Source organism: Methylobacterium sp. PvR107 (assembly GCF_017833295.1).
Taxonomy (GTDB): domain Bacteria; phylum Pseudomonadota; class Alphaproteobacteria; order Rhizobiales; family Beijerinckiaceae; genus Methylobacterium.
In genome coordinates this window covers 2555339-2578346 of sequence record NZ_JAFIBW010000001.1, presented here as the reverse complement: position 1 = coordinate 2578346, position 23008 = coordinate 2555339, and the positions used below count along the sequence as shown (strand labels likewise).

The 23008-nt window shown below is 70.6% G+C and carries 23 protein-coding genes and 2 pseudogenes; 11 read left to right on the top strand and 14 right to left on the bottom strand.

Annotation, left to right across the window (positions count from 1 at the left end; genetic code table 11):
- Positions 1 to 355: 355 nt before the first annotated feature.
- Positions 356 to 580, bottom strand: a complete 225-nt coding sequence (locus tag JOE48_RS12050; protein ID WP_210030041.1) for a hypothetical protein — start codon at positions 578 to 580, stop codon at positions 356 to 358.
- Between the two features lie 51 nt (positions 581 to 631).
- Positions 632 to 808 carry a hypothetical protein gene (locus JOE48_RS12045; RefSeq protein WP_210030040.1) on the bottom strand — a complete coding sequence of 59 codons (177 nt, stop codon included), beginning with the start codon at positions 806 to 808 and terminating at the stop codon, positions 632 to 634.
- Positions 809 to 1081: 273 nt separating this feature from the next.
- Between JOE48_RS12045 and JOE48_RS12040 the strand changes: the two genes are divergently transcribed.
- Positions 1082 to 1810: an SDR family oxidoreductase gene (locus tag JOE48_RS12040; RefSeq protein WP_210030038.1), complete on the top strand. Its 729-nt coding sequence runs from the start codon at positions 1082 to 1084 to the stop codon at positions 1808 to 1810.
- A 16-nt stretch (positions 1811 to 1826) separates the two neighbouring features.
- On the opposite strand, the gene JOE48_RS12035 is transcribed toward JOE48_RS12040, so the two are convergent.
- Together JOE48_RS12035 and JOE48_RS12030 are read right to left on the bottom strand one after the other, a co-directional pair.
- On the bottom strand, positions 1827 to 2270 hold the full coding sequence (locus JOE48_RS12035; RefSeq protein ID WP_210030036.1) for a DMT family transporter: 444 nt from the start codon (positions 2268 to 2270) through the stop codon (positions 1827 to 1829).
- A 48-nt stretch (positions 2271 to 2318) separates the two neighbouring features.
- The gene (locus tag JOE48_RS12030) at positions 2319 to 2762 is read right to left on the bottom strand and encodes a DMT family transporter (RefSeq protein WP_210030034.1); all 444 of its coding nucleotides are present in this window, start codon (positions 2760 to 2762) and stop codon (positions 2319 to 2321) included.
- A 232-nt stretch (positions 2763 to 2994) separates the two neighbouring features.
- On the opposite strand from JOE48_RS12030, the gene JOE48_RS12025 reads away from it, so the two are divergent.
- The 3 genes and pseudogenes from JOE48_RS12025 (at position 2995) to JOE48_RS12015 (ending at position 5770) form a co-directional block, all read left to right on the top strand.
- Positions 2995 to 5004, top strand: a complete 2010-nt coding sequence (locus tag JOE48_RS12025; RefSeq protein ID WP_210035715.1) for an OPT family oligopeptide transporter — start codon at positions 2995 to 2997, stop codon at positions 5002 to 5004.
- Positions 5005 to 5111: 107 nt separating this feature from the next.
- Positions 5112 to 5618 (top strand): annotated as a pseudogene (locus tag JOE48_RS12020) (DUF2243 domain-containing protein).
- Positions 5615 to 5770 (top strand): hypothetical protein, encoded by a 156-nt coding sequence (locus JOE48_RS12015; RefSeq protein ID WP_210030032.1) that lies wholly within the window; start codon positions 5615 to 5617, stop codon positions 5768 to 5770. Before JOE48_RS12020 ends, JOE48_RS12015 begins: the two are co-directional and overlap by 4 nt.
- 31 nt (positions 5771 to 5801) lie before the next feature.
- Here JOE48_RS12015 and JOE48_RS12010 read toward each other — a convergent pair whose 3' ends face one another.
- From JOE48_RS12010 to JOE48_RS12000, 3 genes are all read right to left on the bottom strand, one after another.
- The gene (locus JOE48_RS12010; RefSeq protein WP_210030030.1) at positions 5802 to 6563 is read right to left on the bottom strand and encodes an amino acid ABC transporter ATP-binding protein; all 762 of its coding nucleotides are present in this window, start codon (positions 6561 to 6563) and stop codon (positions 5802 to 5804) included.
- A complete protein-coding gene (locus tag JOE48_RS12005; protein ID WP_210030028.1) occupies positions 6560 to 7240 on the bottom strand; it encodes an amino acid ABC transporter permease in 681 nt (226 codons plus the stop codon). The genes JOE48_RS12010 and JOE48_RS12005 overlap by 4 nt, the downstream gene beginning before the upstream one ends.
- A gap of 356 nt (positions 7241 to 7596) precedes the next feature.
- Positions 7597 to 8373, bottom strand: a complete 777-nt coding sequence (locus JOE48_RS12000; RefSeq protein WP_210030027.1) for an amino acid ABC transporter substrate-binding protein — start codon at positions 8371 to 8373, stop codon at positions 7597 to 7599.
- Between the two features lie 351 nt (positions 8374 to 8724).
- Between JOE48_RS12000 and JOE48_RS11995 the strand changes: the two genes are divergently transcribed.
- Complete coding sequence (locus JOE48_RS11995; protein WP_210030024.1) at positions 8725 to 9651, top strand: dihydrodipicolinate synthase family protein; 927 nt, start codon at positions 8725 to 8727, stop codon at positions 9649 to 9651.
- Positions 9652 to 9778: 127 nt separating this feature from the next.
- Here the strand turns inward: JOE48_RS11995 and JOE48_RS11990 are convergent, their stop codons facing one another.
- The 3 genes from JOE48_RS11990 to JOE48_RS11980 all read right to left on the bottom strand — a co-directional run bounded on the left by JOE48_RS11990 (position 9779) and on the right by JOE48_RS11980 (position 13350).
- Positions 9779 to 10972 carry a pyridoxal phosphate-dependent aminotransferase gene (locus tag JOE48_RS11990; protein WP_210030023.1) on the bottom strand — a complete coding sequence of 398 codons (1194 nt, stop codon included), beginning with the start codon at positions 10970 to 10972 and terminating at the stop codon, positions 9779 to 9781.
- Between the two features lie 401 nt (positions 10973 to 11373).
- Entirely contained in the window at positions 11374 to 12069 is a 696-nt protein-coding gene (locus tag JOE48_RS11985; RefSeq protein ID WP_210030022.1) for a GntR family transcriptional regulator, read from the bottom strand.
- Positions 12070 to 12393: 324 nt separating this feature from the next.
- Positions 12394 to 13350 carry a LysR family transcriptional regulator gene (locus JOE48_RS11980; RefSeq protein ID WP_210030021.1) on the bottom strand — a complete coding sequence of 319 codons (957 nt, stop codon included), beginning with the start codon at positions 13348 to 13350 and terminating at the stop codon, positions 12394 to 12396.
- 123 nt (positions 13351 to 13473) lie between these two features.
- On the opposite strand from JOE48_RS11980, the gene JOE48_RS11975 reads away from it, so the two are divergent.
- From JOE48_RS11975 to JOE48_RS11960, 4 genes are all read left to right on the top strand, one after another.
- The gene (locus JOE48_RS11975; RefSeq protein ID WP_210030020.1) at positions 13474 to 14397 is read left to right on the top strand and encodes a ring-cleaving dioxygenase; all 924 of its coding nucleotides are present in this window, start codon (positions 13474 to 13476) and stop codon (positions 14395 to 14397) included.
- A gap of 63 nt (positions 14398 to 14460) precedes the next feature.
- Positions 14461 to 15093, top strand: a complete 633-nt coding sequence (locus JOE48_RS11970) for an alpha/beta hydrolase (RefSeq protein WP_210030019.1) — start codon at positions 14461 to 14463, stop codon at positions 15091 to 15093.
- Positions 15094 to 15127: 34 nt separating this feature from the next.
- The gene (locus JOE48_RS11965; RefSeq protein WP_210030018.1) at positions 15128 to 15559 is read left to right on the top strand and encodes a DoxX family protein; all 432 of its coding nucleotides are present in this window, start codon (positions 15128 to 15130) and stop codon (positions 15557 to 15559) included.
- A 134-nt stretch (positions 15560 to 15693) separates the two neighbouring features.
- Positions 15694 to 16671 carry a Gfo/Idh/MocA family protein gene (locus JOE48_RS11960; protein WP_210030016.1) on the top strand — a complete coding sequence of 326 codons (978 nt, stop codon included), beginning with the start codon at positions 15694 to 15696 and terminating at the stop codon, positions 16669 to 16671.
- A 24-nt stretch (positions 16672 to 16695) separates the two neighbouring features.
- On the opposite strand, the pseudogene JOE48_RS11955 reads toward JOE48_RS11960, so the two are convergent.
- The 4 genes and pseudogenes from JOE48_RS11955 to argJ form a co-directional block, all read right to left on the bottom strand.
- Positions 16696 to 17187, bottom strand: a pseudogene (locus JOE48_RS11955) (IS5 family transposase); the annotation flags it as partial.
- 143 nt (positions 17188 to 17330) lie between these two features.
- The gene (locus JOE48_RS11950) at positions 17331 to 17759 is read right to left on the bottom strand and encodes a (deoxy)nucleoside triphosphate pyrophosphohydrolase (protein ID WP_210030014.1); all 429 of its coding nucleotides are present in this window, start codon (positions 17757 to 17759) and stop codon (positions 17331 to 17333) included.
- Positions 17756 to 18469 carry an SIMPL domain-containing protein gene (locus JOE48_RS11945; RefSeq protein WP_210030013.1) on the bottom strand — a complete coding sequence of 238 codons (714 nt, stop codon included), beginning with the start codon at positions 18467 to 18469 and terminating at the stop codon, positions 17756 to 17758. Before JOE48_RS11945 ends, JOE48_RS11950 begins: the two co-directional genes overlap by 4 nt.
- Entirely contained in the window at positions 18466 to 19716 is a 1251-nt protein-coding gene (gene argJ, locus JOE48_RS11940; protein ID WP_210030012.1) for a bifunctional glutamate N-acetyltransferase/amino-acid acetyltransferase ArgJ, read from the bottom strand. The genes JOE48_RS11945 and argJ overlap by 4 nt, the downstream gene beginning before the upstream one ends.
- 228 nt (positions 19717 to 19944) lie before the next feature.
- Between argJ and JOE48_RS11935 the strand changes: the two genes are divergently transcribed.
- The gene (locus JOE48_RS11935; RefSeq protein ID WP_210030011.1) at positions 19945 to 20379 is read left to right on the top strand and encodes a histidine kinase; all 435 of its coding nucleotides are present in this window, start codon (positions 19945 to 19947) and stop codon (positions 20377 to 20379) included.
- Positions 20380 to 21164: 785 nt separating this feature from the next.
- Positions 21165 to 22925, top strand: coding sequence for a methyl-accepting chemotaxis protein (locus JOE48_RS11930; protein ID WP_245252802.1), 1761 nt, complete (start codon positions 21165 to 21167; stop codon positions 22923 to 22925).
- Positions 22926 to 23008: the final 83 nt, after the last annotated feature.

Below are 23008 nucleotides of genomic sequence, written 5' to 3'. Positions count from 1 at the left end.
AGGCCCAGGGATCCGAACAGATCGAGGTGCGCCGCAGCCGGAGCGTACTAGGAATACGGAACATCGACGGCGTTCATCGCCAGCGCCCAACCGGCGCGGGAGCGCCGCTTCTATCGGATGCGCTCGGTTCGCATGGTCATCGGTTGGTTAACGCCGGACCGAATCCGCCCCCCGGGTCGTGCGAGCGCGGCCGCCGCGCCGCAATCGTGAGCGAAGCGGTGTCCACGCGCGGTCATTCCGGGGCGCCGCAGACGAGCCCGGAATCCAGAGCCGCTGCCGGTGCAGGATCCTGGTGCATCGGCGCGTATTGCTTCGCTCTGCTCGCAAAGACGGCGGCACCGCCGCGATCCGAGGATCAGATCGACGCGATGGGCTGGTGCTTGCCGTCATGGGCGGCGCCCGACGCCATGCTCTGCGTCTCCCCGGCCTGCCGCTGGTCCCGCGCCGGGGGCGGATAGTCGGTTAGCGGACGCCAGGGCGCCGCCGGTGCACCGAGACGAATGCTGCCCGGCTTCAGAGCCAGCCAGACGGCGAAGGCCATCCACGGAACGACGAAGACCACGAAGGCGGCGAGTCCCACGGCATTCCTCCCGGCAGCGTTGATCGGTCAGGAAAACGCGGCACCGGCCGGTTAGGATCCCGGGTTGCTCCGGCTATGGCCCAAGCGCTGTCCGGCCGCCTGCTCGGGGGCCGCGCGGCCGGCCGGGAGGACGAGGTCGCCCAAAGCCGCCTGCACCGCAGCGAGGCCGTCGAGCCCGTGCATCAGGGCGATTTCCCCCCGATGCTCGTGGCGGATCCCCTGCGCCATGATCCGCAGGCGCCGGTCGCTGCTGAACAGGCCGAGCAGGGCTGCGGCACGCCAGTTGATCCCAACCGCGCTCGACCGATGTCACCGCACGATGCCGCTCACGCCGGCCCCCCGTACCAGACCGGTTCTGCCGTAGGGGGCCGGCTTGGCACGGGCGACAGCCTATGTTGGAGATTGCCGCGACGCGCCTGGAGCCGGACGTCGGCCGGACCTACACTCTCCGCCGCGCGGCCCGATGCCGGCACGCCGCACGCAGCCTGCAGGGAGCACGCGATGGCAGATCTCTCCGGAAAGACCGTCCTGGTCACGGCCGCCGCGCAGGGGATCGGGCGCGCGAGCGCGCTCGCCTTCGCCCAAGCTGGGGCGCGGGTCCACGCCACCGACATCAACGCGGACGCGCTCGCCGGCCTGCCGGCCGACAGGCTCGAGACGGCGCTCCTCGACGTCCTGGACCCGGGCGCCGTCACGGCCCTGGTGGAGCGGATCGGGCCGGTCGATGTCCTGTTCAACTGCGCCGGGATCGTCCATGCCGGCAGCATCCTCGAGATGCGCGACGCCGATCTCGACTTGGCCATCGACCTCAACGTCAAGGCGATGATCCGTACGATCCGGGCCGTGCTGCCGGGCATGCTGGAGCGGCGCGACGGCGCGATCGTCAACATGGCCTCGGTCGCCTCCTCGGTGAAGGGCGTCCCGAACCGCTTCGCCTACGGGCTGACCAAGGCGGCTGTGATCGGCCTGACCAAGTCCGTCGCGGCCGATTACGTCGGCCACAACATCCGCTGCAACGCGATCTGCCCCGGCACGGTGGAGAGCCCGTCGCTGCAGGAGCGGATCCGCCAGCAGGGCGATTACGAGCAGACCCGTGCAGCTTTCATCGCCCGCCAGCCGATCGGGCGGCTCGGCACGCCGGAGGAGATCGCCGATCTCGCGGTCTATCTCGCGGGCGCCACCTACACGACCGGCCAGGCGGTGGTCATCGACGGCGGCTGGACGATCTGATCGGACGGAACGCGTCTCAGAACCGGGCGACCAGCGCGACGCCGCCGATCATCAGCGCGCCGCCCAGGATCCGCCAGAGTCCCGCCTCGTGGACCTTGAAGCCGACCAGTCCGAAATGGTCGAGCAGGATCGACGTGACCACACCCGCCGTGACGATCAGCCCGAGGAAGGTGGCGGCGCCGATCCGTTTGGAGATGTAGAGCTGTGCCATCGTCAGGCCCGCGCTCATCAGGCCGCCGAGCCAGGCCCACCAGGGCACCTGCGCGAGGCGGTCCGCCCCCGGCAGCCCGAACTGTCCGGTCAGCAGCATGATCATCCCGATAGTGAGGATGCTGACGACGAGGCTGATCACGCCGGCCAGGAGCGGCCGCGCAAGGGACTTGGCGAGGCCCGCGTTCTGGCCGGGTTCGATCGCGGTGGCGATGCCCGCCAGCAGGGCGAAGCCGTAGAGGAAGAGCATTCGGGGATCCTGAGGGAGGGGGGACGTTCGGGTCGTCGGCCGGAACCGTCAGAACACCGCCACGAGGGCGACGCCCGCGACCATCAGCACGCCCCCGACGATGCGCCAGAAGCTGGCGCGATGGCGCTCGAAGCCGACGAGGGCGAAATGGTCGAGGGCGATCGAGCCGACCACGCCCGCCGTGATCACGCAGCCCAGGAACGTCGCGGCGCCGATCTGCTCCGAGATGTAGAGCTGCGCCAGCACGACCGCGGCGCCGAGGATGCCGCCGGGCCAAGCCCACCAAGGAACGGTCGAGGCCGCTTCGGTCGGGCTGTGGCCGCGCAGCCGCACGACGATCATGATCCCGAGGAAGCAGGCGATCGACAGAGCGAAGCAGAACACCCCCGCCAGCATCGGCTGCCCCGTGACCTTCGCCAGCGTGGCGTTCTGGCCGGGTTCGATGGCGTTGGCGACGCCGGCCAGCAGGGCGAAGCCGTAGAGATACCACATGGGCGGCCTGGGATGTCCGGAGGGGGAGCGGCCTGCGCGCTGGAGGCGGCGGCGTGCGTCGGTCTGTTGGGCAACCCTGGCGCGCGGCGGGTGACTGCATCCTCCTGGTAGCAAGAGCCAGGGACACATCGCCTCAGGCAATGGCCCGCGCAAATGCGAAGGGGTCACGGCTGCGGGCTCGGGGAAAGTTTCCGCGCCCTGAGTGGTTGGCGTACGACAGCCCGAGTGGATGATGGACGCCCGTAGCCCCGCGATCACGTCGCATAGACAGGACCGTCAGGCCGAGCTGACCCTGCGCGGCATCGCGCTCGGCGCAGGCATCACGGTCATCTTCATGGCCGCCAACCTGTATATGGGCCTGAAGACCGGGATGACGTTCTCGTCCTCTATCCCAGCCGCGATGATCTCGATGGGGGCGTTCCGGCTGATGGGCGGGGCCGGCATCCTCGAGAACAACATCGTGCAGACCCAGGCCTCGGCCGCCGGCACCCTGTGCAACGTCATCCTCGCCCTGCCCGGGCTCGTGCTGATCGGGCACTGGCACGGTTTCCCGTTCTGGCAGACCACGGCCGTGTGCATGCTGGGCGGTCTGCTCGGCGTCGCCTTCTCGATCCCCCTCCGCCGCGCCCTCGTCTCGGGCAGCGACCTTCCCTATCCCGAGGGCATCGCCGCCGCCGAGGTGCTGCGGACCGGTCAGGAGGCGGAGGGCGGCCAAGGCCTGCGCGACCTGCTCGGGGCCGCCGCCGCCGCCGGGACGATCGGGCTCGCCACCACCGGGCTGAAGATCCTGGGCGACGGGTGGAACGGCGCGATCAGCCTCGGGGGGGCGGTGTTCCGCACCGGAACCGGCTTCTCGCTGGCGCTGGTCGGGGTCGGCTACCTCGTTGGTATCGGCGCCTGCCTGGCGCTGCTGACCGGCGTCGTGATCGCCTGGGGCATCGCGGTGCCGGTGCTCACCGCCCTGTCGAGCGATCCCGCGAAATCCGCCGGGGAGGCCGCCGAGGCGGTCTGGTCCGGTCAGGTGCGCCTGATGGGCGCCGGCATCATCGCGGTGGGCGGCCTGTGGACCGTGGGGTCTCTGGCGCGCCCGATCCTGGCGAGCATCCGCGCCGCCCTGTCGGGCAGCGGCGGTCTCGGCAAGGACCACCCGCGCGAGGAGCGCGACCTGCCGATCGCCTGGGTCGCCGCCGCGACGCTGGGCCTGTGCGTGCCGCTCGCAATCCTGTTCGGCTTCTTCGCCAAGCCTGCCGATCTCGGCAGCCTGATGATCGTGCTGGCGGTCGCCGCGACGCTGTTCGCTGTCCTGTTCGGCTTCCTGATGGCGGCGGCCTGCGGCTACCTCGCGGGCCTGCTTGGATCCTCGTCGAGCCCGATCTCGGGGATCGGCATCCTGACCACGATGGCAACCGCGCTGCTCCTGCCCTTCATCCTTGGTCATTCCGCCGGGCCGGAGGGCGACCGGTTCGTCACCGGCATGGCGCTGCTGCTGACGTCGGTCATCATCACCACCTGCTCGATCGCCAACGACAACCTGCAGGACCTGAAGACCGGACAGGTCCTGGGCGCCACGCCCTGGCACCAGCAGGTCGCGCTGATCCTCGGCGTCGGGGTCGGCGCCGTGGTGATCGCGCCGCTCCTGTCGCTGCTCTACGAGGCCTACGGCTTCGTCGGCGCCCCCGCGCATGACGGGCAGGATGCGGGCAGCGCCATGGCGGCGCCGCAGGCCGCTCTGATGACCCAGATCGCGACCGGCATCACGCAGGGCGCGCTGCCCTGGCGCATGGTGATGATCGGCGCAGGGCTCGGCGTGGTCCTGGTCGCCGCGGAGACATGGCTGAAGCGGCGCAACCTCACCTTTCCGGCGCTGACGGTCGGGATCGGCATGTACCTGCCGCTCTCGGTGGAGATGACGATCGCCATCGGCGGCATTCTCGGCTGGGTCGCCGAGCGCCGGCTGCGCGCCCGGGTCGGCGGCAAAGGCGACAAGACGGCCGACAAGGCGGTGGGGACCGCTCGCCGTCGCGGCGTGCTCCTCGCCTCGGGATTCCTGGTCGGGGAGAGCTGCGTCGGCGTGCTGCTCGCCGGCGCCGATCTCCTGGCGGGGCACAGCTCGGCAATCGCGATCGCCGGCAAGGGCTTCGCGCCCTACGCCACCGGACTCGGCCTCGCGGTCTTCCTGGCGGGCCTGACCGCCTACCTGCGGATGGTCTCGTCCCCGGCCATGGCGCCACGCGACCCGTGATGGATTTCCGTGCTCCCAGAGGGATTCCTTCCCTGCGGTGCGCTCGCGATGAGGGTATGAGGCGCGCGACCGCCGTTATCCCGGTCCTTCCCGAGCTGGATGTAAGCATGGCAGAGGCGGCAACCCGGGAACGCGCGTTTCCGCTGAGCGCCGGGATCCTGTTCGGGCTCGGTCTCGGCGGCTTCTGCGACGGGATCGTGCTGCACCAAGTCCTGCAATGGCATCACATGCTGAGCTCCTGATACCCGATCGATACGATCGCGGATCTCGCGCTGAACACCCTGTGGGACGGCATCTTTGACAGCACGACATACGTCTTCGTCGTCCTCCGGCGGTTCATCCTCTGGCGGGCCGCGCACCGCACGCATCGCGCCTGGTCCAGCAAGCTGCGCGCCGGGCCGCTCCTGATCGGCTGGAGCCTGTTCAATCCCGTCGAGGGGGTGATCGACCGCGAGAACCTCGGCGTGCATCACGTCAACGAACGGGTGCCGCAGGCGCAGGGGCTCTTTCGGGACATCGGATTCCTGCCCTGGGGCGGCCTGCTGGCCGCGGGCCTGGGCCTCGTGCAGGACGGCCGCGCGGCGGAGGCCTCGGCGGCGCGGGCCGCCGCATGAGGGCCGCCGGCTTCGGCCTCCGTCCGGTTCTTCCCTGGCTCGTCCTGACCGCCGGCCTGATCCTCGCAACGCTGCCGGCGTGGCGGCCCCTGATCTTCGGGACCGCGCCGACCCGCGATGACCTCCTCAGCCTGCGCTGCCTGTCGCGCTGAACGACAGGAACCCGGGGGCTCGGACCGCGGATCAGCTCTGGTCCGCCGCCTCGCCGAGCAAGGTCCGGATGAAGCGGCGGGTGCGCGGATCGCTCGGGCGCCCGAACAGGTCGGCGGCCGGTCCCTGCTCGACGATCCCGCCGCCTTCGAGGAACACCACCCGGTCGGCGACGCGCCGCGCGAGGCGCAGGTCGTGGGTTGCCATCAGCATGGTCATGCCTTCGCCCGCGAGGCCGGCCAGCACGTCGACCACCTCGGCGGCGAGTTCCGGATCCAGGGCCGAGGTCGGCTCGTCGCAGAGCAGCAGGCGCGGGGCGGGGGCGAGGGCCCGGGCGATCGCCACCCGCTGCTGCTGGCCGCCCGACAGGCTGGCGGGCCAGTCCGCCGCCTTGTGGGCGAGGCCGACCCGGTCCAGCAATTCCAGAGCGCGCGTCCGTGCCCTGGCCTGCGGCCACCGGGCGACGGTCACGAGCCCCTCCGTGACGTTCTCCAGAACGGTGCGGTGGGGGAAGAGCTGGAAGTTCTGGAACACCATGCCGGTCTGCCGGCGCATGGCGAGCACCGCGCGCCGCGCCGGCGGGCTGTCCGGCCGGAAGGTGAGGCGGAGATCGCCGAGGGTGAGGGTCCCCGCCTGCGGGATTTCCAGCAGGTTCACGCAGCGCAGGAGCGTCGACTTGCCCGAGCCCGACGGGCCGATCAGCGCCGTGACCCGCCCCTCCGCAACGGCGAGGTCGACGCCGTGCAGGACCGTTGTGGCGCCGAAGCGCTTCTCGATGGCCGACAGGGCAATCACGCGCGCGCCTCCAGGTAGCCGCCGTAGCGGCCGAGGCGCCGCTCCAGGAGCGTCTGAAGCCAGGACAGGAGCGAAGACAGGACTAGGTAGATCAGGGCGGCCTCGCTGTAGAGGATCAGCGGCTCGTAGGTGACGGCGACGATGCGCTGCGCCGCCTGGAACAGCTCCGGCACGGTGATGGCGGCGGCGAGGGAGGTGTCCTTCACGAGGGCGATGAAGGAATTGCCGAGCGGCGGCACCGCGACCCGCGCGGCCTGCGGCAGGATCGTGCGGCGCAGGGTTTGGCTCGGCGTCATGCCGATCGCGTAGGACGCCTCCCACTGGCCGCGCGGGAGGGACCCGATGGCGGCCCGGATGATCTCCGACGTGTAGGCGCCGACGTTGAGCGTGAAGCCGATCACCGCGGCCGGAAAGGCGTCGATCAGGATCCCGGCGCTCGGCAGGCCGTAGAAGATCACGAAGAGCTGCACGAGGAGCGGGGTGCCCCGGAAGATCCACACGTAGAGCCATGCCAGCGCCGCCAGCGGGCGGGGCGCGAACAGGCGCACGAGGGCGGTCCCGAGGCCGAGCCCCAGGCCCAGGGCGAAGGCGATGAGGGTCAGCGGAACGGTGAAGCGCAGGCCCGCTGCGAGCAGCGGCTCGAGCGACTGGAGCATGAGGTCGAGCCAGTGCGGCACGGGGTGGCGTGTCCTTCCGGGCGGAGTGTGACCGGCTATACAGGTTCGGCGGCCGGCTGGGATGTTCGTCGCGATGGATGGGGCGCGGGCCTTCCATCCCGAGGGAGCTTTCGGAGGCACCCAGCTGCCCGGCAACGAGACATCAGGAACGTGCGCGGGGCCCGTTCCCGTGCGAGCTTGCAACTTCCGGGATCTCGGTCGGGCACCAGAGCCTTGAGGAGGGCGGTTTCCCCCGCCCGTGCGGAGAGGGGTCAGGGGTGGGGGTGGCGCAGAAGGCGCGGCATCGCTCGATCCTGAACCACCGCCACCGCCAATCCCTCCTCGCAAGGGGGAGGGGAGCGCGCTGCGGCCCCGGTCTATTTCGAGACGTCGGCGCCGAAATACTTCTGCGCGATCGCCGCGTAGCTGCCATCGGCCTTGATCGCCTCCAGCGCCTTGTCGATCGCGGCCTTCAGCGCGGGATTGTTCTTGCGCAGGATGATCCCGGACGCGTCCGCGTCCTGCTGCTCGGCGGCGATCTTCACCGGGGCGTTCGGCTTCTGCTTGTGGAAGTCGAGGAACGACAGGCTGTCGTTGATGGTCGCGTCGGCGCGCCCGGTGAGGACCAGCTGGACCGACTGGTCGAATCCGTCCGTCCCAACGAGCTCGGCCCCGGATTGCTCGGCGAGGCGCGCGAAGTTGCTGGTCAGGCTCTGCGCGGCCTTCTTGCCCTTCAGGTCGGCGAAGGATCGGATGTCCGCCCGGTCGGCGCGGGTGATCAGCACGGCGCGCGCCCGAATATAGGGCTCTGAGAAGTCGAACTTCGCCTGCCGCTCCTTGGTGATGCCGACCTGGTTGATCACCACGTCGTAGCGCTTGCCGTCGAGCCCGGCGATCAGGCCGTCCCACTTGCCCTCAAGGAATTGCGGTGTGACGCCGAGCTGCTCGGCGACCTTGCGGCCGATCTCCACGTCGAAGCCGACGAGCGCCCCGGAGGCATCGTGGAACGTGAAGGGCGCGTAGGTCCCCTCGGTGCCGATGCGCAGGGTCTTGGCGGCGCGGATCGCGTCAAGATCGTCCGCCCGGGCGGCTGCGCCCAGGAGAAACGCCGAGACGGCCAGCATCGCGGCCACGCCCGTCGAGAAAAGTCGCATTCTCAATTGCTCCTGCTCGATAACAATGTTCTCTCGCCGTCGCGAAAGTCGTTCCCGGCTCCGCACGTGCATCGCAGCCATGAATCGAGTCGGGTGGTGCTGGCAAGAGACCGGATCAACGGCGGCGGATTTCTGTCCCGTCGTGAAGCTCTACTCCGCGCCGCGCGTCTTTATCCACCGCTGTCCAGGACCCAGCAGACGGCCGGCCGCTGACGGTGGGGCTGCATTGTCCCGACCGCTCGCTCCGCGTCACGACGGCGGCGCGGCGGGTCCGTGCTAAATGGAGGCGGGTCCCGATTCCTAGAGCGAGTCACGCGCCGGGGCGGAGCCCGACCGACGGAAGGAGCGCCCATGACCTCGCCCACCCAGACCTACCGGGGCGTCTTCCCGGTCGCCCCCACGGTGTTCGACGCCTCCGGCGCCCTCGACCTCGACGGGCAGCGCCGGGCGATCGACTTCATGATCGAGGCCGGCAGTCACGGTATCTGCATCCTCGCGAACTTCTCCGAGCAGTTCGTGCTCACCGACGACGAGCGCGAGCGCGTGATGCACGCCGTGCTGGAGCATGTCGCCGGCCGCGTGCCGGTGATCGTCACCACGACGCACTTCGCCACGCAGGTTTGCGCCGAGCGCTCGCGCCGGGCGCAGGACGCCGGGGCCGCCATGGTGATGATCATGCCGCCCTATCATGGCGCCACGATCCGCGTGCCCGAGCTCGGCATCTACGACTTCTTCCGCGCCGTTTCGGATGCGATCTCCATCCCGATCATGATCCAGGACGCCCCGGTTTCGGGCACGCCGCTCTCGGCCGCCTTCCTGGCGCGCATGGCCCGGGAGATCGCCAACGTCGCGTATTTCAAGATCGAGACCGCTCAGGCGGCCGCGAAGCTGCGTGAGCTGATCGCCCTCGGGGGCGACGCCGTCGTCGGCCCCTGGGACGGCGAGGAGGCAATCACCCTGATGGCCGACCTCGATGCCGGCGCCACGGGGGCGATGACCGGCGGCGCCTATCCGGACGGGATCCGCCAGATCACCGACGCCTACGCGGCCGGCCGCCGGACGGAGGCGATGGATGCCTACGAACGCTGGCTGCCGCTGATCAACTACGAGAACCGGCAATGCGGGCTGCTCGCCTGCAAGGCGCTGATGCAGGCAGGTGGGGTGATCGCCCACGAGATCGCGCGGCTGCCGATCCAGCCGCTCCACCCGGCGACCCGGGCGGGCCTGATCGAGCTCGCCCGCCGGAACGACGCTCTGGTGCTGCGCTGGGGGCGGTGACGTCGGCCACTGTTTCAGCTGGAATGCCGCAGGGGGTCTGGGCCAGAACGCGCATTCGCCTCCCCGGACCGGAACGCATGTGGGGTACCGGGCCGTGGAGTCAGTGCGCTGGCCCGGCAGGATCCGGCTACCTCAGCACGCCCGATAGCTGCGCCACCGCCTCCCGGGCCAGGGCCGGGCTGATGGCGAAGCAGATCCGCACGAGGCCTTCGCCCTCGGGCCCGAAGGCGGTGCCGGGGGCCACACCGACCTTCGCGTCCCGCAGCAGACGGAGCGCGAAGTCGAGGCTCGGCTCGTCGCCGCCCATCCGGGCCATGAGGTAGAAGGCGCCGTCCGGCGGCGCGACCGTCACGCCCGGCAGCCGGGACAGCCCGTCCACCAGGATCGCCCGGGCCTCGGCGCAGCGATCGACCATGGTGCGGATGAAGCTGTCGCCCTCGTCCAGCGCCGCGATGCAGGCGTGCTGCACGAAGGTCGAGATCGAGGTCGTGCTGTATTGCCCGAGCTTCGCGAAGGTGGGCGCCAGACCGCGGGGGTAGATCACCCAGCCGGCACGCCAGCCGGTCATCGCCCAGTTCTTGGAGAAGGTGTTGGTCACGATCAGCCGGTCGTCCTCCGTGCAGATCTGGAGGAAGGACGGCGCGATGCGGTTGCCGTAGGTGAAGTGCGCGTAGACCTCGTCCGAGAGGATCCACAGGCCGCGGTCGCGGGCGAGGTCGCGCAGCGCCGTCATTTCCGCGAGCGGCATGGTCCAGCCGGTCGGGTTCGAGGGCGAGTTGATCATGATCACGCGGGTGCGGGGCGTCAGCGCCGCCTCGATATCGGCGAGCGGCAGGGCGAAGCGCCCGTCGGGCAGCCTCCGATACGGGACCGTCACGGGCACGCCCCCGGTGATGCGCACGGCCTCGCGCAGGTTCGGCCAGGCGGGAGAGGGGATGATGATCTCGTCGCCGGGCTCCAGCAGCACCTGGGCGGCCTGCATGATCGCGTTCATGCCGCCGGCCGTCACGGCGAACCGGTCGGGCGGGATCTCAACGCCCCAGTGGCGCGCGTGATAGGCGCCGAGCGCCGCCCGCAGCGCCGGCAGGCCCAGCGACGTGGTGTAGCGGGTATGCCCCGCCAGCATGGCCCGGTGCGCCGCCTCGACGATGAAGGGCGGGGTCGGCAGGTCGCCCTCGCCGATCCAGAGCTTCACGACCTCCGGGTCGTCGCGCCCGCGATCCGCTACGAGACCGATCTGGCTCGTGCCGATCCCCCGGATGCGCGCCGAGAGGGCGTCCGCGAGATCGGCGGGCGCGGCAGGAGCGAAGGATGCGGCCATGATTCGCGACGGCTCTCCGTGCGCCGGGATGCGCGATGCCCGCGCAACGCGGCAGGCCGATGGCGGGCATCGCGCCTGCAAGGATCCCGGCAGAGGGGTGATCGGCGGGACCCTGACGCGTTCGGGCCCGTCCGTCCAGGCCCGCGAAGGCGGCACCCGGGGCAATCGCTTCGGAGACTAAGTTTCCAAGGCCGAGGGCGGCATCACAGGCTGATGCTGGCAGAGATCCGGCCAACGGGCTGGTCGACCACTTCGTCGTTCCGGGGCGCCGGAGGCGAGCCCGGTATCGAGAACCGCCGTCGGTGCAGAACGAGAACCACCCGGGTGCCTGGAACCCGGGCCCCGCTGCGTGGCCCCGTGATGACGGGGCAAACGCTTCAGCGTCAAGGTCCCGCGCCCGGTCAGGCGACCGCGAGGGCGCCGCGGTAGATCGCGATCAGGGAGACCCCGACATGCTCGATATGGGCGCGCAGGAGTTCGGCCGCGGCGTCGAATTTGCGCGCCTCGCACAGGTCCAGGATCTGCGTGTGCTCCAGCTCGGCACGGGCGATGTCGTCCGGGGTCGAGAGCTGGATGCGGGTCGGGCGATCGCAATCCTGCAGCAGGCCGGACACGATGGTCAGCGCCCGCGGACGGGCCGCATGCCGCAGGAGATCGAGGTGGAACCGGCTGTTCAGCTCCCCCCACCTTTGGGACTCCCCAGTCTTGAGCACGCGGTTGTACTCGCGCGAGAGCGCGTGCAGGTCCTGAAGGTCAGTCTTCGTGAGATGGGGCGCGGAGAGTGCCAGGAGTTGCGGCTCGAGCTGGCAGCGCAGTTGGAAGATGTCTTCCACCTCCTCCAGGGACAGCCCCGAGACCACGGCACCCCGGTGCGGCATGATCTTGACCAGGTTGCTGGCTTCGAGCTGCAGGAGCGCTTCCCGCACCGGGATCCGGCTGATCCCGAACTCCTCGGCCAGCGCATCCTGTCGGAGCTGGACGCCGGGCGGCAATTCCCCGTTCAGGATCCGCTGGCGAAGCGAGTCGGCCACGGCGGCCGCCACGGTCTTGTGCCGCAACCGGTCGGATGCGGGTCGGGCCGGAACCGCTGGGGACATCAACGCCTCGGGATCACTGTACGCATTTATACATAGCGGTCCGCAGCGATCAAACCCTACCGGTGACAGAAGCGGCGCCGATAATCACGTCAGGTTGCCAAAAAGGGAACCTGACGCGCGGCTGGCACTCTCTAGAGTGCGTGCGGACGTGCAGCCGGACCATCTGCCCCGCTGAGGTCGAGGGGCTTGGGCCGGCACCGGGCAATCGCACACCATTCACTCCCATCCCAAGGCGGATTCACGGGACGCGCCCGCTCTGTGCCGAGCGAGCGTAGACGGGGCGGGGAACATATTCCAAAGCCCGTCAAATTGCCCTCAAATACATTAGTTTTTCCTGGAGCGCGGTTCGGCCGGCGGAACGGAACGCCCGTGCGGATCCGCCCAGGGGGCCTGCGCGAGCCTCTGCACGAGGTAGCCGATCAGAGCGGTTACCCGGGCCGGGCGCGGGTCGCCGGGCGGCGTGACGAGGTGAAGGGCGATCGGCGGCGGCGACCAGCCGGGCAGGACCCGCTCCAGGCGGCCCGCCTCCAGGTCGTCCCAGATCATGAAGTCCGGCTGCAGCGCGAGACCGAGGCCGGCCCGGAGCGCCGGCGCGAGCGCCTCGGCGTTGTTCGCCCGCAACTGACCGCCGGGCACGATGACGGCCTCGGCCCCGGTCCCGTCCACGAAACGCCAGCGGTCGGGCGTCGGCAGGTAGGCGTAGCCGAGGCAGGCGTGCCGAGCGAGGTCGTCCGGATGCTCGGGGCGGCCCTGCCGGTCGAGATAGGCGGGCGTGGCCACGAGCGACCGCCGGATCGCGCAGAGGCGGCGCGCCCGCAGGGACGAGTCCGGCAGGGCCGCGATGCGCAGACCGATATCGAAGCCGCCGCCGACGAGGTCGACCACCGCGTCGGAGAGGTGCAGGTCCACCGACACGGCCGGATGCTGGTCGAGGAAATCGGGCAGGAGCGGCGCCACGTGCATCACCCCGAAGGTCATGGGCGCGGCGAGCCGCACCAAGCCCCGCGGTTCCGTGGCGCCCGCGGTGGCGAGGGCTTCGGCCGCCTCGCCCTCGGCGAGGATGCGCGCGGCACTCGCCCTGGCCGCCGTTCCGGCCTCGGTGAGCGCGAGCTTGCGCGAGGTGCGGTTGAACAGCCTCGCTCCGATCCGGCTCTCCAGCCGCGCGACAGCCTTGGAGACCGTGCCCTTCGACAGCCCGAGATCGGCCGCGGCCCGACCGAAGGAGCCGGTCTCCACCACCTTGGCGAACACCGCCCAGGCCTCGAAATCGGGCAGTCGCATGGGTCAAATCCGGAAACGATACGTTTCCATCGTTTCTATTTTCGGGGGACCTGGCAAGGGGCACATTGCGGTCATCGGAGAACGCGCCGCACCCCTCGCGGCGATCTCCCGGGAGACATCGTCATGGTTCAGACCGGCCTCCATCACGTCACGGCCTTCTCCGGCCCGGCCCTCCGCAACCTCGACTTCCACACCCGCATCCTCGGGCTGCGGCTGGTGAAGAAGACCGTCAACTTCGACGATCCGGGCACCTACCACCTCTATTACGGCGACGCGGCCGGCCAGCCCGGCACGATCCTGACCTTCTTCCCCATCGAGCATGCGGCCCCGGGCCGCGTCGGGATCGGCGAGACCCAGGAGACCGCGTTCCGAGTGCCCCGCGCCTCCATCGGCTGGTGGACCCACCGGCTGATCGAGAAGGGTGTCGCCCACGAGCCGCTGGTCCAGGTCTTCGGCGAGCCGACGCTGCGCTTCCGCGATCCCGACGGCATGATGCTGGCCCTGGTCGGCGTCGATGTCGGGGGCGAGGCGGCCTGGGCTTCGGCCGAAGTGCCGGCCGAGCACGCGATCCGCGGTCTCCACGGCGTGACGCTCCTCCTCGACAAGGCCGAGCCCACGGCGGCGATCCTCACCGAGGTGCTGGGCCTGCACGAGGTCGGCCGCGAGGGCAATCTGGTCCGCTTCGCGGGCAGCGCCGCGATCGGCAGCCTCGTGACCCTGCGGGCGGTGGGCGGCTTCCTTCCGGGGCGGCCGGGCGCCGGCTCGGTCCACCACATCGCGTTCCGGGCCGCGGACGATGCCGCCCAGGCCGCGATGGGCGAACAGCTCGCCGCGCGGGGGCTCCACGTCACCGAGCAGCGCGACCGCCAGTATTTCCGCTCGATCTACTTCCGCGAGCCCGGCGGCGTGCTGTTCGAGATCGCCACCGACGCGCCCGGCTTCGCGGTCGACGAGCCGGTGGAGGCCCTGGGCCAGGCCCTGAAGCTGCCCGCCGGCCTCGAGCCGCACCGGGCCCGGATCGAGGCCGTGCTGCCCAAGGTCGCCTGATCCCACAATCCCGCCCCGCCATCCGCGGGGCGGGCGCCCACTCCCACCATCAGCGAGGTCGCCATGACCCAGGATACCCTCGGCTTCATCCACCATTTCGAGCCCGGCGCCGATGCCGCGCACCCGCTCCTCCTCCTCCACGGGACCGGCGGCAACGAGCTCGACCTCCTGCCGCTCGGCCGGATCGTCGCGCCGGGCGCGGCCCTGCTGTCGCCACGCGGAGCCGTGTCGGAGAACGGCATGCCGCGCTTCTTCCGGCGCCTGGCGGAGGGCGTGTTCGACGAGGCCGATCTGCGCCGCCGCACCGCGGATCTTGCCGGCTTCGTGGCGGCGGCGCGCGACCGCTACGGGATCGGAGCGCCCCTGGCGCTCGGCTTCTCCAACGGCGCCAACATCGCCGCGTCGCTGCTGATGCTGCGGCCGGAGGTGCTGGCCGGCGCCGTGCTCATCCGCCCGATGGTGCCCTTCGCCGAGGCGCCTGCCGCCGACCTCGCCGGCAAGCCGGTCCTGATCCTCTCCGGGGCGATCGACCCGATCGTGCCGGCCGAGAACGCGAGCCGCCTCGCCGACCAGCTCGCCGCCGCGGGTGCGGCGGTCGAGCATCGGATCCTGCCCACGGGCCACGGCCTGTCGCAGGCCGACATCAACCTCGCGGTCGACTGGACCCGCGGCCACGCACTCCCGAGCGCGGCCTGATTCTCCCCCGCTCTCGCACAGGACAATGACCGCCATGGCCTCCTCGACCTCCCCCCTCCCGCGCGTCGCCGGTGCTTTGCCGGCGACCCTCCTGCCGGTCACCGGCCGCGTTCTGATGAGCGCGCTCTTCCTGGTGAGCGGCGTCGGCAAGCTCGCCGCGGCCGCCGCGACCCTCGCCACCATCCGGGCCGCCGGCCTCCCGCTGCCGGAGGTCTCCTTCGCGGCCGCCGCCCTGGTGGAGATCGGCGGCGGCCTGCTGCTGATCGCGGGCTACCGCGTTCGGATCGTCGCCCTGGTCCTGGCGGCCTTCGCGGTCGCCACGGCGCTGACCTTCCACAGCGCCCTCGCGGATCCCAACCAGATGTTCCACTTCCTGAAGAACTTCGCGGTGGCGGGGGGCCTGCTGCAGGTCGCGGCGTTCGGGGCCGGCCCGCTCAGCCTCGACGCGCGGCGGGGCCGGGTCTGACCGTTCGCCGTCTCGGACCCGCCCGTTGGCCTTCATCCAGAGTTGAGCGGGGCAGCGGCCTTTCCCGCGCGTTTCGGTGCCCGTAAAGCCTGTCGGAGCCTCGGACCGGGGCCTGACAGATGACGGAACCGCGGATGCCGACCACCGACGCTCCTCTCGCCCTCGGGATCATCGGCGCGGGGATCATGGGCGAGCGCCTGCTCAACGCCATCCACGGGGCGCCGGACTCGCCCGTCCGGGTCTCGGCGATCTGGGACCCGGCCCCGGAAGCTCTGGACCGCATCGCCGCGGCGTTTCCGGCCGTGCCCCGCGTCGCCGATGCCGCCGCGGTCGTCGCCGCGAGCGGCTGCGTCTACGTCGCCTCACCGCCGGCTTCGCATCTCGGCTACGCCCGCGCGGCCGTGACCGCGGGGCGCAGCGTGTTCTGCGAGAAGCCGCTCGCCATCGATCTCGCTGAGGCCCGCGCCTTCGTGGCGGAGGCCGGGAGCGCCGGCGCGGTGAACTTCCCGTTCGCCTCGTCGCCAGGGGTGGCGGCGATCGAGCGCTGGATCGAAGCGGGCGCGATCGGGACCCCGCGGCGGCTCGCCATCGCGGTCGAATTCTCCCGCTGGCCGCGGCCCTGGCAGGTGGACGCGGCGCGCTGGCTCGACGCGCGGGAACAGGGCGGCTTCACCCGCGAGGTGGTCTCGCACTTCCTCTTCCTGGCGCGCCGCCTGCTCGGCCCCCTGCAGGACATCCGGGGACACGTCGATTTCCCGGAGGCCGGCCGGTCCGAGCGGGCGATCGACGTCACAATCACGGCGGGCGGCCTTCCGGTTACGCTGACCGGCCGGGTCGGCGCCACCGCCGCGGACGATCACAACACCTGGACCCTGGAGGGCGACGCGGGTGCCGTGCGGCTGCGCGACTGGGCCATCGCCGAGCGCCGCGCTCCGGACGGGCGCTTCGAGCCGGAACCCGACGCGATCCCAAACGAGCGGCTGCGCCCGCTCACCCTCCGGCGCCAGATCGAGGGCGTAGTGCGGATGGCGCGCGGCGAGCCTCACAACCTCGCCACCTTCGCGGAGGCGCTCGCCGTGCAAGAGGCGGTCGAGGGCATCCTGGCGCTGTGAGGGCAGGGCCCTCAGACCCTGGCTGCGAATCCGGCCGGGCGCCTCGGCCAGGACGGCCGGAGCGGCGGTAACATCGCTGGCATTGCCGGGCGTCAGCAGGAGGGCGCCGGCCCGGCCGAGGACATCAGTGAGCGCGTGGACCTTGGTCTTCTGGCCGCCGCGCGACGGGCCAATGGCCTGTGCCGTCGCCCCCTTTCCCGCTGTGCGCCAAGCGATGCGCGCGCACGGTGCTGCTGTCGGTCGCACCCGCCTCACCCGACCAGCCGGTCTTGGTCGGGGCCGCCGACATGCCCTCCCGGAAGCCACGCCGGGACCAGCGGATGAAGCAGTTGTGGGCGCGCGTGCGAGGCCCAGCGTGGAGGGGCCGTCACGCCAGCGACAGCCCAAGGGGGGGACGTTCAGGATGCCAGAGATGATTCGCCGGGCGTCCTTCCGCTCCGGTCCGGACTGAACCTTGGGCATGAACCGGGCCATCACCGCCCTTTGCTCATCCGAGAGCCAGAACAGGTCCGCCATCGCCGCCTCCCCCTCGGCAAGCGGCTGCCCTGAATCATAAAGCCGTCGACTGAACAAGGCCTTGCTTCGGTTCGCACCCGAGGTCGCTTCGCTCGCGATGACGGAGCGGTTCCGTCACCTGGGGGCGTCAGCCGGAAACGCTCTCAGACCTCGAGGAGGTCGACCAGGAACGGGATCAGCGGCGCGTCGGCGGGCGGCATGGCGAGATCGCGCAGCGCCTTCGGCCGGACCCATTTGAGCGCCTGCCCCTCCATCGGGCGCGGCGTGCCGGTCCAGCGCCGGCAGACGTAAAGCGGCATCAGCAGGTGGAAATCCGGATAGGCGTGGCTGGCGAAGGTGAGCGGCGCGAGGCACGGCTCCTCGACCCGGATACCGAGTTCCTCGGCGAGCTCCCGGATCAGCGTCTGCTCGGGACGCTCGCCGGGCTCGACCTTGCCGCCGGGAAACTCCCACAGGCCGGCGAGCTGCTTGCCCGGCGGGCGCTCGCTGACCAGCACGCGGCCGTCGACATCGACAAGCGCCACTGCGACGACCAGCAGGAGGCGGAGCACGGCCTGTTCGGGCGCGCTCACGGGGCCACCGCGAAGCTGGCCGAGACCTCGGAGGACATCTGGATCGTGCCGGCCTCGATCGGTACCCGTCGGCCCTTGGCGGGCATGGGCGCCGGGAGGGCGCGGCTGGCCATGGGGAACGGTGCCCCGCCCTGGGTCGAGAGGGTGCAGAGCGGGCCAAGCTTGGTGCCGAGCGCGTCGGCGAGCGCCTCAGCCCGGGACCGGGCGTCGCGCGCCGCCGCCACCTGGAGCGCCGATTCGGCCTTGTCGGGATCGCGCAGCCCGAAGCTCACGGAATCGATCCGGTTCGCCCCCGAATCGAGGGCTTGGCGCAGCAGGTCCCCGAGGCGGTCCATGTCGGCGAGCCGGACAGTCACGAGATTGCTCGCGCGGTAGCCGTCGGGCTCCTCGGTACTGCTGCCGCCGGGCCTGACCACCGCGCGGGTTGCAGCCTGAAGCGTGACCGCTTCCGTCCCGATATCCGCTGGCGTCACGCCGAGGGTGCGGGCCTGCGCGGAGATCCCGGTCACAGTCTTGGAGGCCGCGTCGAGGGCTGCCGCCGCGGTGGCGCCACGCGCCTCGACCCCGATGGTGATCTCGGCGAAGTCAGGCGCCCGCGTCTCGACGGCGCGTCCGACCACGCTGATGTGGCGCTTGCAGGCCGAATCGTCGGCGTGGACCGGCGCGACCAGAATCGCCGCGATGAGGGTGCCGGCGAGGGCCGTCCTCACGAGCGGTAATCCCCGTTGATCTCGATGTAGGCCTTGGTCAGGTCGCAGGTCCAGACGCGGGCCGCGCCGTCGCCGAGGCCGAGATCGACCCGGATGCCGATCTCCGGCGCACGCATCACGGCGCTCGCCGCCGCCTCGCTGTACGCGGGATCGCGGGCGCCGTGGACGGCTACGCGCACGTCGCCGAACCAGATCGCCAGCCGGTCCCGGTCGGCGGGCTCGCCGGCCTTGCCCACGGCCATCACCACCCGGCCCCAATTGGCGTCCTCGCCCGCCACCGCGGTCTTCACCAGCGGCGAGTTGGCGATCGACATCGCGATCCGGTGCGCGGAGGCGTCACTCTCGGCGCCCGTGACCCGCACGGTGACGAACTTGCGCGCGCCCTCGCCGTCCTTGGCGACGAGCTGGGCCAGCTCGACCAGCAGGCTTTCCAGCGCCGCGCGGAAGTTCGACAGGCGCGGATCGGCGGGATCGGACACGGCCGCGTTTCCGGCCCTGCCGGTGGCGAACAGCATCAGCGTGTCGGAGGTGGAGGTGTCGCCGTCCACCGTCACGCAGTTGAAGCTCGTCTTCGTCCCCGCGGACAGGAGGGCCTGCAGGACTGTCTGGGGCAGGGCGGCGTCGGTGAAGACGAAGGACAGCATCGTCGCCATGTCGGGGGCGATCATGCCGGCGCCCTTGGCGATGCCGTTGATCGTCACGCCCACGCCGTCGATCTCGGCCGTGCGGGTGGCGAGCTTCGGGAACGTGTCGGTGGTCATGATCGCGCGGGCCGCCTCGTCCCAGGCGGCAGGCCCGTCCGCGGCCCGGGCCGCGCAATCGGCCAGCACGCCTTCGAAGCGCTCCGCCGGCAGCGGCTCGCCGATCACGCCGGTGGAGGCGACATAGACCTCCCGCGCGCTGCAGCCCGCCGCCGCCGCGGCAATCTCGACGGTTCGCGCCACCGCCTCGCGGCCGAGCCGGCCCGTAAAGGCGTTGGCATTGCCGGAATTGACCACCAGCGCCCGGGCCGAGCCGTCGGCGAGCGCTTCCCGGCACCAATCCACCGGCGCCGAGGGGCATTTCGAGCGGGTGAACACGCCGGCTGCCCGGGTCCCGGGCTCGAGGGCGACGTAGAGCACGTCGGTGCGGCCGCTGTAGCGGATCCCGGCCTGGGCGGTGGCGATTCGCACCCCGGTCACGGGCGGCAGATCGGGGCTCGCGGCAGGCGCCAGCGGGGAGACGGGCGGTGATTTCGCGGACGACATCGGCTCGGGCTCCGGCAGCGCGGCGTGAGAGGCCGCGGCCGGCCGGTGTTGCCCGCCTGACCCCCGCGGCGTCAACTGCGTGCCCAGTCTCTGGTCACGCTTCGGGCTGCATCGCCATTGTGCAGCGGCGGCGCGGAATGCGGCGCCTTCACGGCGGCGGGCTTGCGCGGGGATTGCTTCCCAGCTTAGCATGCTGCATCGCAAAGCCAGCGCGAAGTCGAGTGCGGAATGCCCCCAGCCGACGTCGAGACTGCCTCCGACAGCCTTCCCCAAGGCAGCTGCTACCGTATTCAGGTGCTGGTTGTCGGCCGCCACAAGCGCTGGCGCGACGAGGTCTCGGCTCAGGTCCGGATGCTGGGTTACCAAGTCACCGCCTGCGACCGCGGCGTCGATGCCATGACGGTGCTGGCCCTCGGTTTGCCGGTCGACGTGTTGGTGGTGGATACTGCGCTCCATGGCAGCCTGTGCTGCGCGCAGCTCGCCGTCGAGGCGCGGACCCTGCGGCCGGGACTGCGCATCATCCTCGCGCGCGATCCCGTCGACGCCATGGGCCCGGAGGTCTCGGCCCGGGTGCCCGACGCGCTGCTCGTCCCGCGCGACCAGCTCCAGAACGGGATGGTGGCCACAACGATGCGCGAGGCGTTGGCAAGCCGCGCCGCCTGAAGCGCGATTCGGCTGCGTTTCGCCCCGGGCGATCCGCTCGCGGCCTTGGGACGCGACCGGCCGGTGTTGTGAGGGCTTCTCCCGCTGCACCGTGACGGCACGCCGAGCTCTGCTCGCGGCACGCCCCCGGTATCGGCGTCGCACGGATCACGCCCTCGGCGGGACCAGGACGCGCCCGAATCCTGCTCGCCAATGCAGCATCCCAGACGAGCGAGCGCCGTCTCGATCCGCGAGACACACGGCACGCAGCGAGGGCCAGCACGGCGATTGCCAAGCCGGCGGCGTCCGCACGTTCAGATCATCGCACCACCAAGAACCGTTCGGAAAGAACGGCCGCAATTCGCTTTAGCGGGTTGATTGGCGGCCTGTAAGCGGTCTTATTGTAATTTAATGCTCAATTCCAGACTATTTAGTGATTTTTTCGACTGATATACTACCCAACCTCAAGTATCGTTCCGATAAAAAGACAAATTTGACACAAAGATGTCACAAATATCCTACCTTGATATGCGGCGCAGCATCGGGGCGACGCATCAAGGGCGAATAGGATGAGCATCGGGATAAAGTCGCGCCTATATTCCGGATTTATTCTGCTTGTCATAATGGCGGGATTTATTGGCGCGTTTGCAGTCGTTCAGCAAACTAAGCTCAACGAAAGTTATCACCTGCGCCGCCGCCTCTATCTGGGCGCACAGGCGATTTTCGCCGTCGATGGCTCGGCGGCGCGTCTCAACGGCTTTGCCGAGACTTATCGGCTCACACCGCAGCCGGAGCGGATCGTCGCGATGGAACAGGCGCGCCTCGCGATCGAGAAGTCCTGCGACGGTGGTATCGCGGGAGCCCTGACGGATCTCGGGCGCAAGTACTTCACTGAGATGCGCGATCACGCCAGTGCCATGAGGCCGGAGCTGGAGCGTCTCGCCGCCGCGGGCGCCGCTCTCAGCGAATCCAAGGCGCGGATGTTCGAGTCCGGCAACGTGCTGGCTCAGCTCATGGCGAAGCTGATCACGGACGTGCACGCACGCGCCGAGGAGGCGACGCTCGCCCGCGCCCAGAACGTCGACAATGTCGTCCTGCGGGCGCGCCTGACGTCCGCGCGCTATATGATCAGCTTCGACCCTCAGGATTTGTCGTCCTACAGCCGTCGGATCGACGAAGCGCGGTCGGCACTGGAGACGTTCAGGGCGGGTCCGGGAGGAGCGCCGTTCGGGCCGCAGGTCAACACGGTTCTCGAAGCGCTCAAGACCGCCTCGAGCAGCTTCTATGTTTATGATCAGGCCATGATCACAGCGAAGACTGTGTTCGAAAGCGGGATCAAGCCGCATATCGAAGCCCTCGAACGACTCGGCGTGGATCTGCGGGGCAGGATTCTGGCAGCCGCCGAGCGGAAGTCCAAGGAAACCGATGAAGCCGCAGAAAGCGCCCAGCGCATCCAGATCGGCCTCTTCGCGCTGGTTCTTGTTCTCGGCGGCCTCCTGGCCTTCCTGGTCGCCCGCAGCATCGTCCGGCCGCTCACCGGCATGACGGAGGCCATGACGCGGCTGGCCGGCGGCGACCGGGAGGTCGTGGTGCCCTATCGCGACGTGACCGACGAGATCGGCGCGATGGCCCGCGCCGTGGACATCTTCCGCCAGAACGCCGTCGCCCGCGCCGAGCTGGAGGCCGCGCGGGCCGCCGAGCAGGCCGCCCGCCTGCGCCGGGCCGAGCGGGTCGACGCGCTGGTGCATGCCTTCGAGGGGAAGATCGCCGCCTCGCTCGACATCGTCACGGCGACGACCACCGCGCTCGATGCCACCGCGCGGGCGATGACCCGGGTGGCCGACGATACCAACAGCCAGGCCGTGACCTCGAGCACGGCCGCAGAGCAGACCTCGTCCAACGTCCAGACCGTAGCGGCTGCGGCCGAGGAGATGGTCACGTCGCTCCAGGAAATCGAGCGGCAGGTGGTCCGCTCGAACGAGGTCGCCGGTCATGCCGCCCACGAGGCCGAGGCGACCAACGCCGCCATGGCGAGCCTCCGCGCGGCCGCCGAGCAGATCGGCGCGGCCGTGACCCTCATCTCGGGAATCGCCAGCCAGACCAACTTGCTGGCGCTGAATGCCACGATCGAGGCGGCGCGTGCCGGCGAGGCGGGGCGGGGCTTCGCCGTCGTCGCCGCCGAGGTGAAGGCGCTCGCGGGACAGACGGCGCGGGCCACCGAGGAAGTCGGCGGTCAGATCGCCGCGATCCAGGCGGCCTCTGGCCAGGCCGCGGAGGCGATGCAGCAGATCGGCCGCACGATTGCCGCCGTGAACGAGATCAGCGGCGCCATCGCCGCGACCGTGGTGGAACAGACGGCGGCGACGAGCGAGATTTCGCGCAACGCCGGCGAGGCGGCGCGGGGCACGGAGGACGTTTCGGCCAACGTGTCGCGGGTTCTGGCCGCCGCCCGCCAGACCGGCAGCGCGGCCGTCCAGGTGCAGAGCGCGGCCGCCGAGCTGGCGGCGCAGTCGCTCACCGTCAAACGCGACGTCGACAGTTTCCTCAGCGACATCCAGGCCGCTTGAGGCCGGGGCATCGTTCAGCCTCGCCGCCTGGATCGGTCGCTGAGAGCATGTTCCGCCGAAGTGGTCACCGGTTCGGCGGAGAA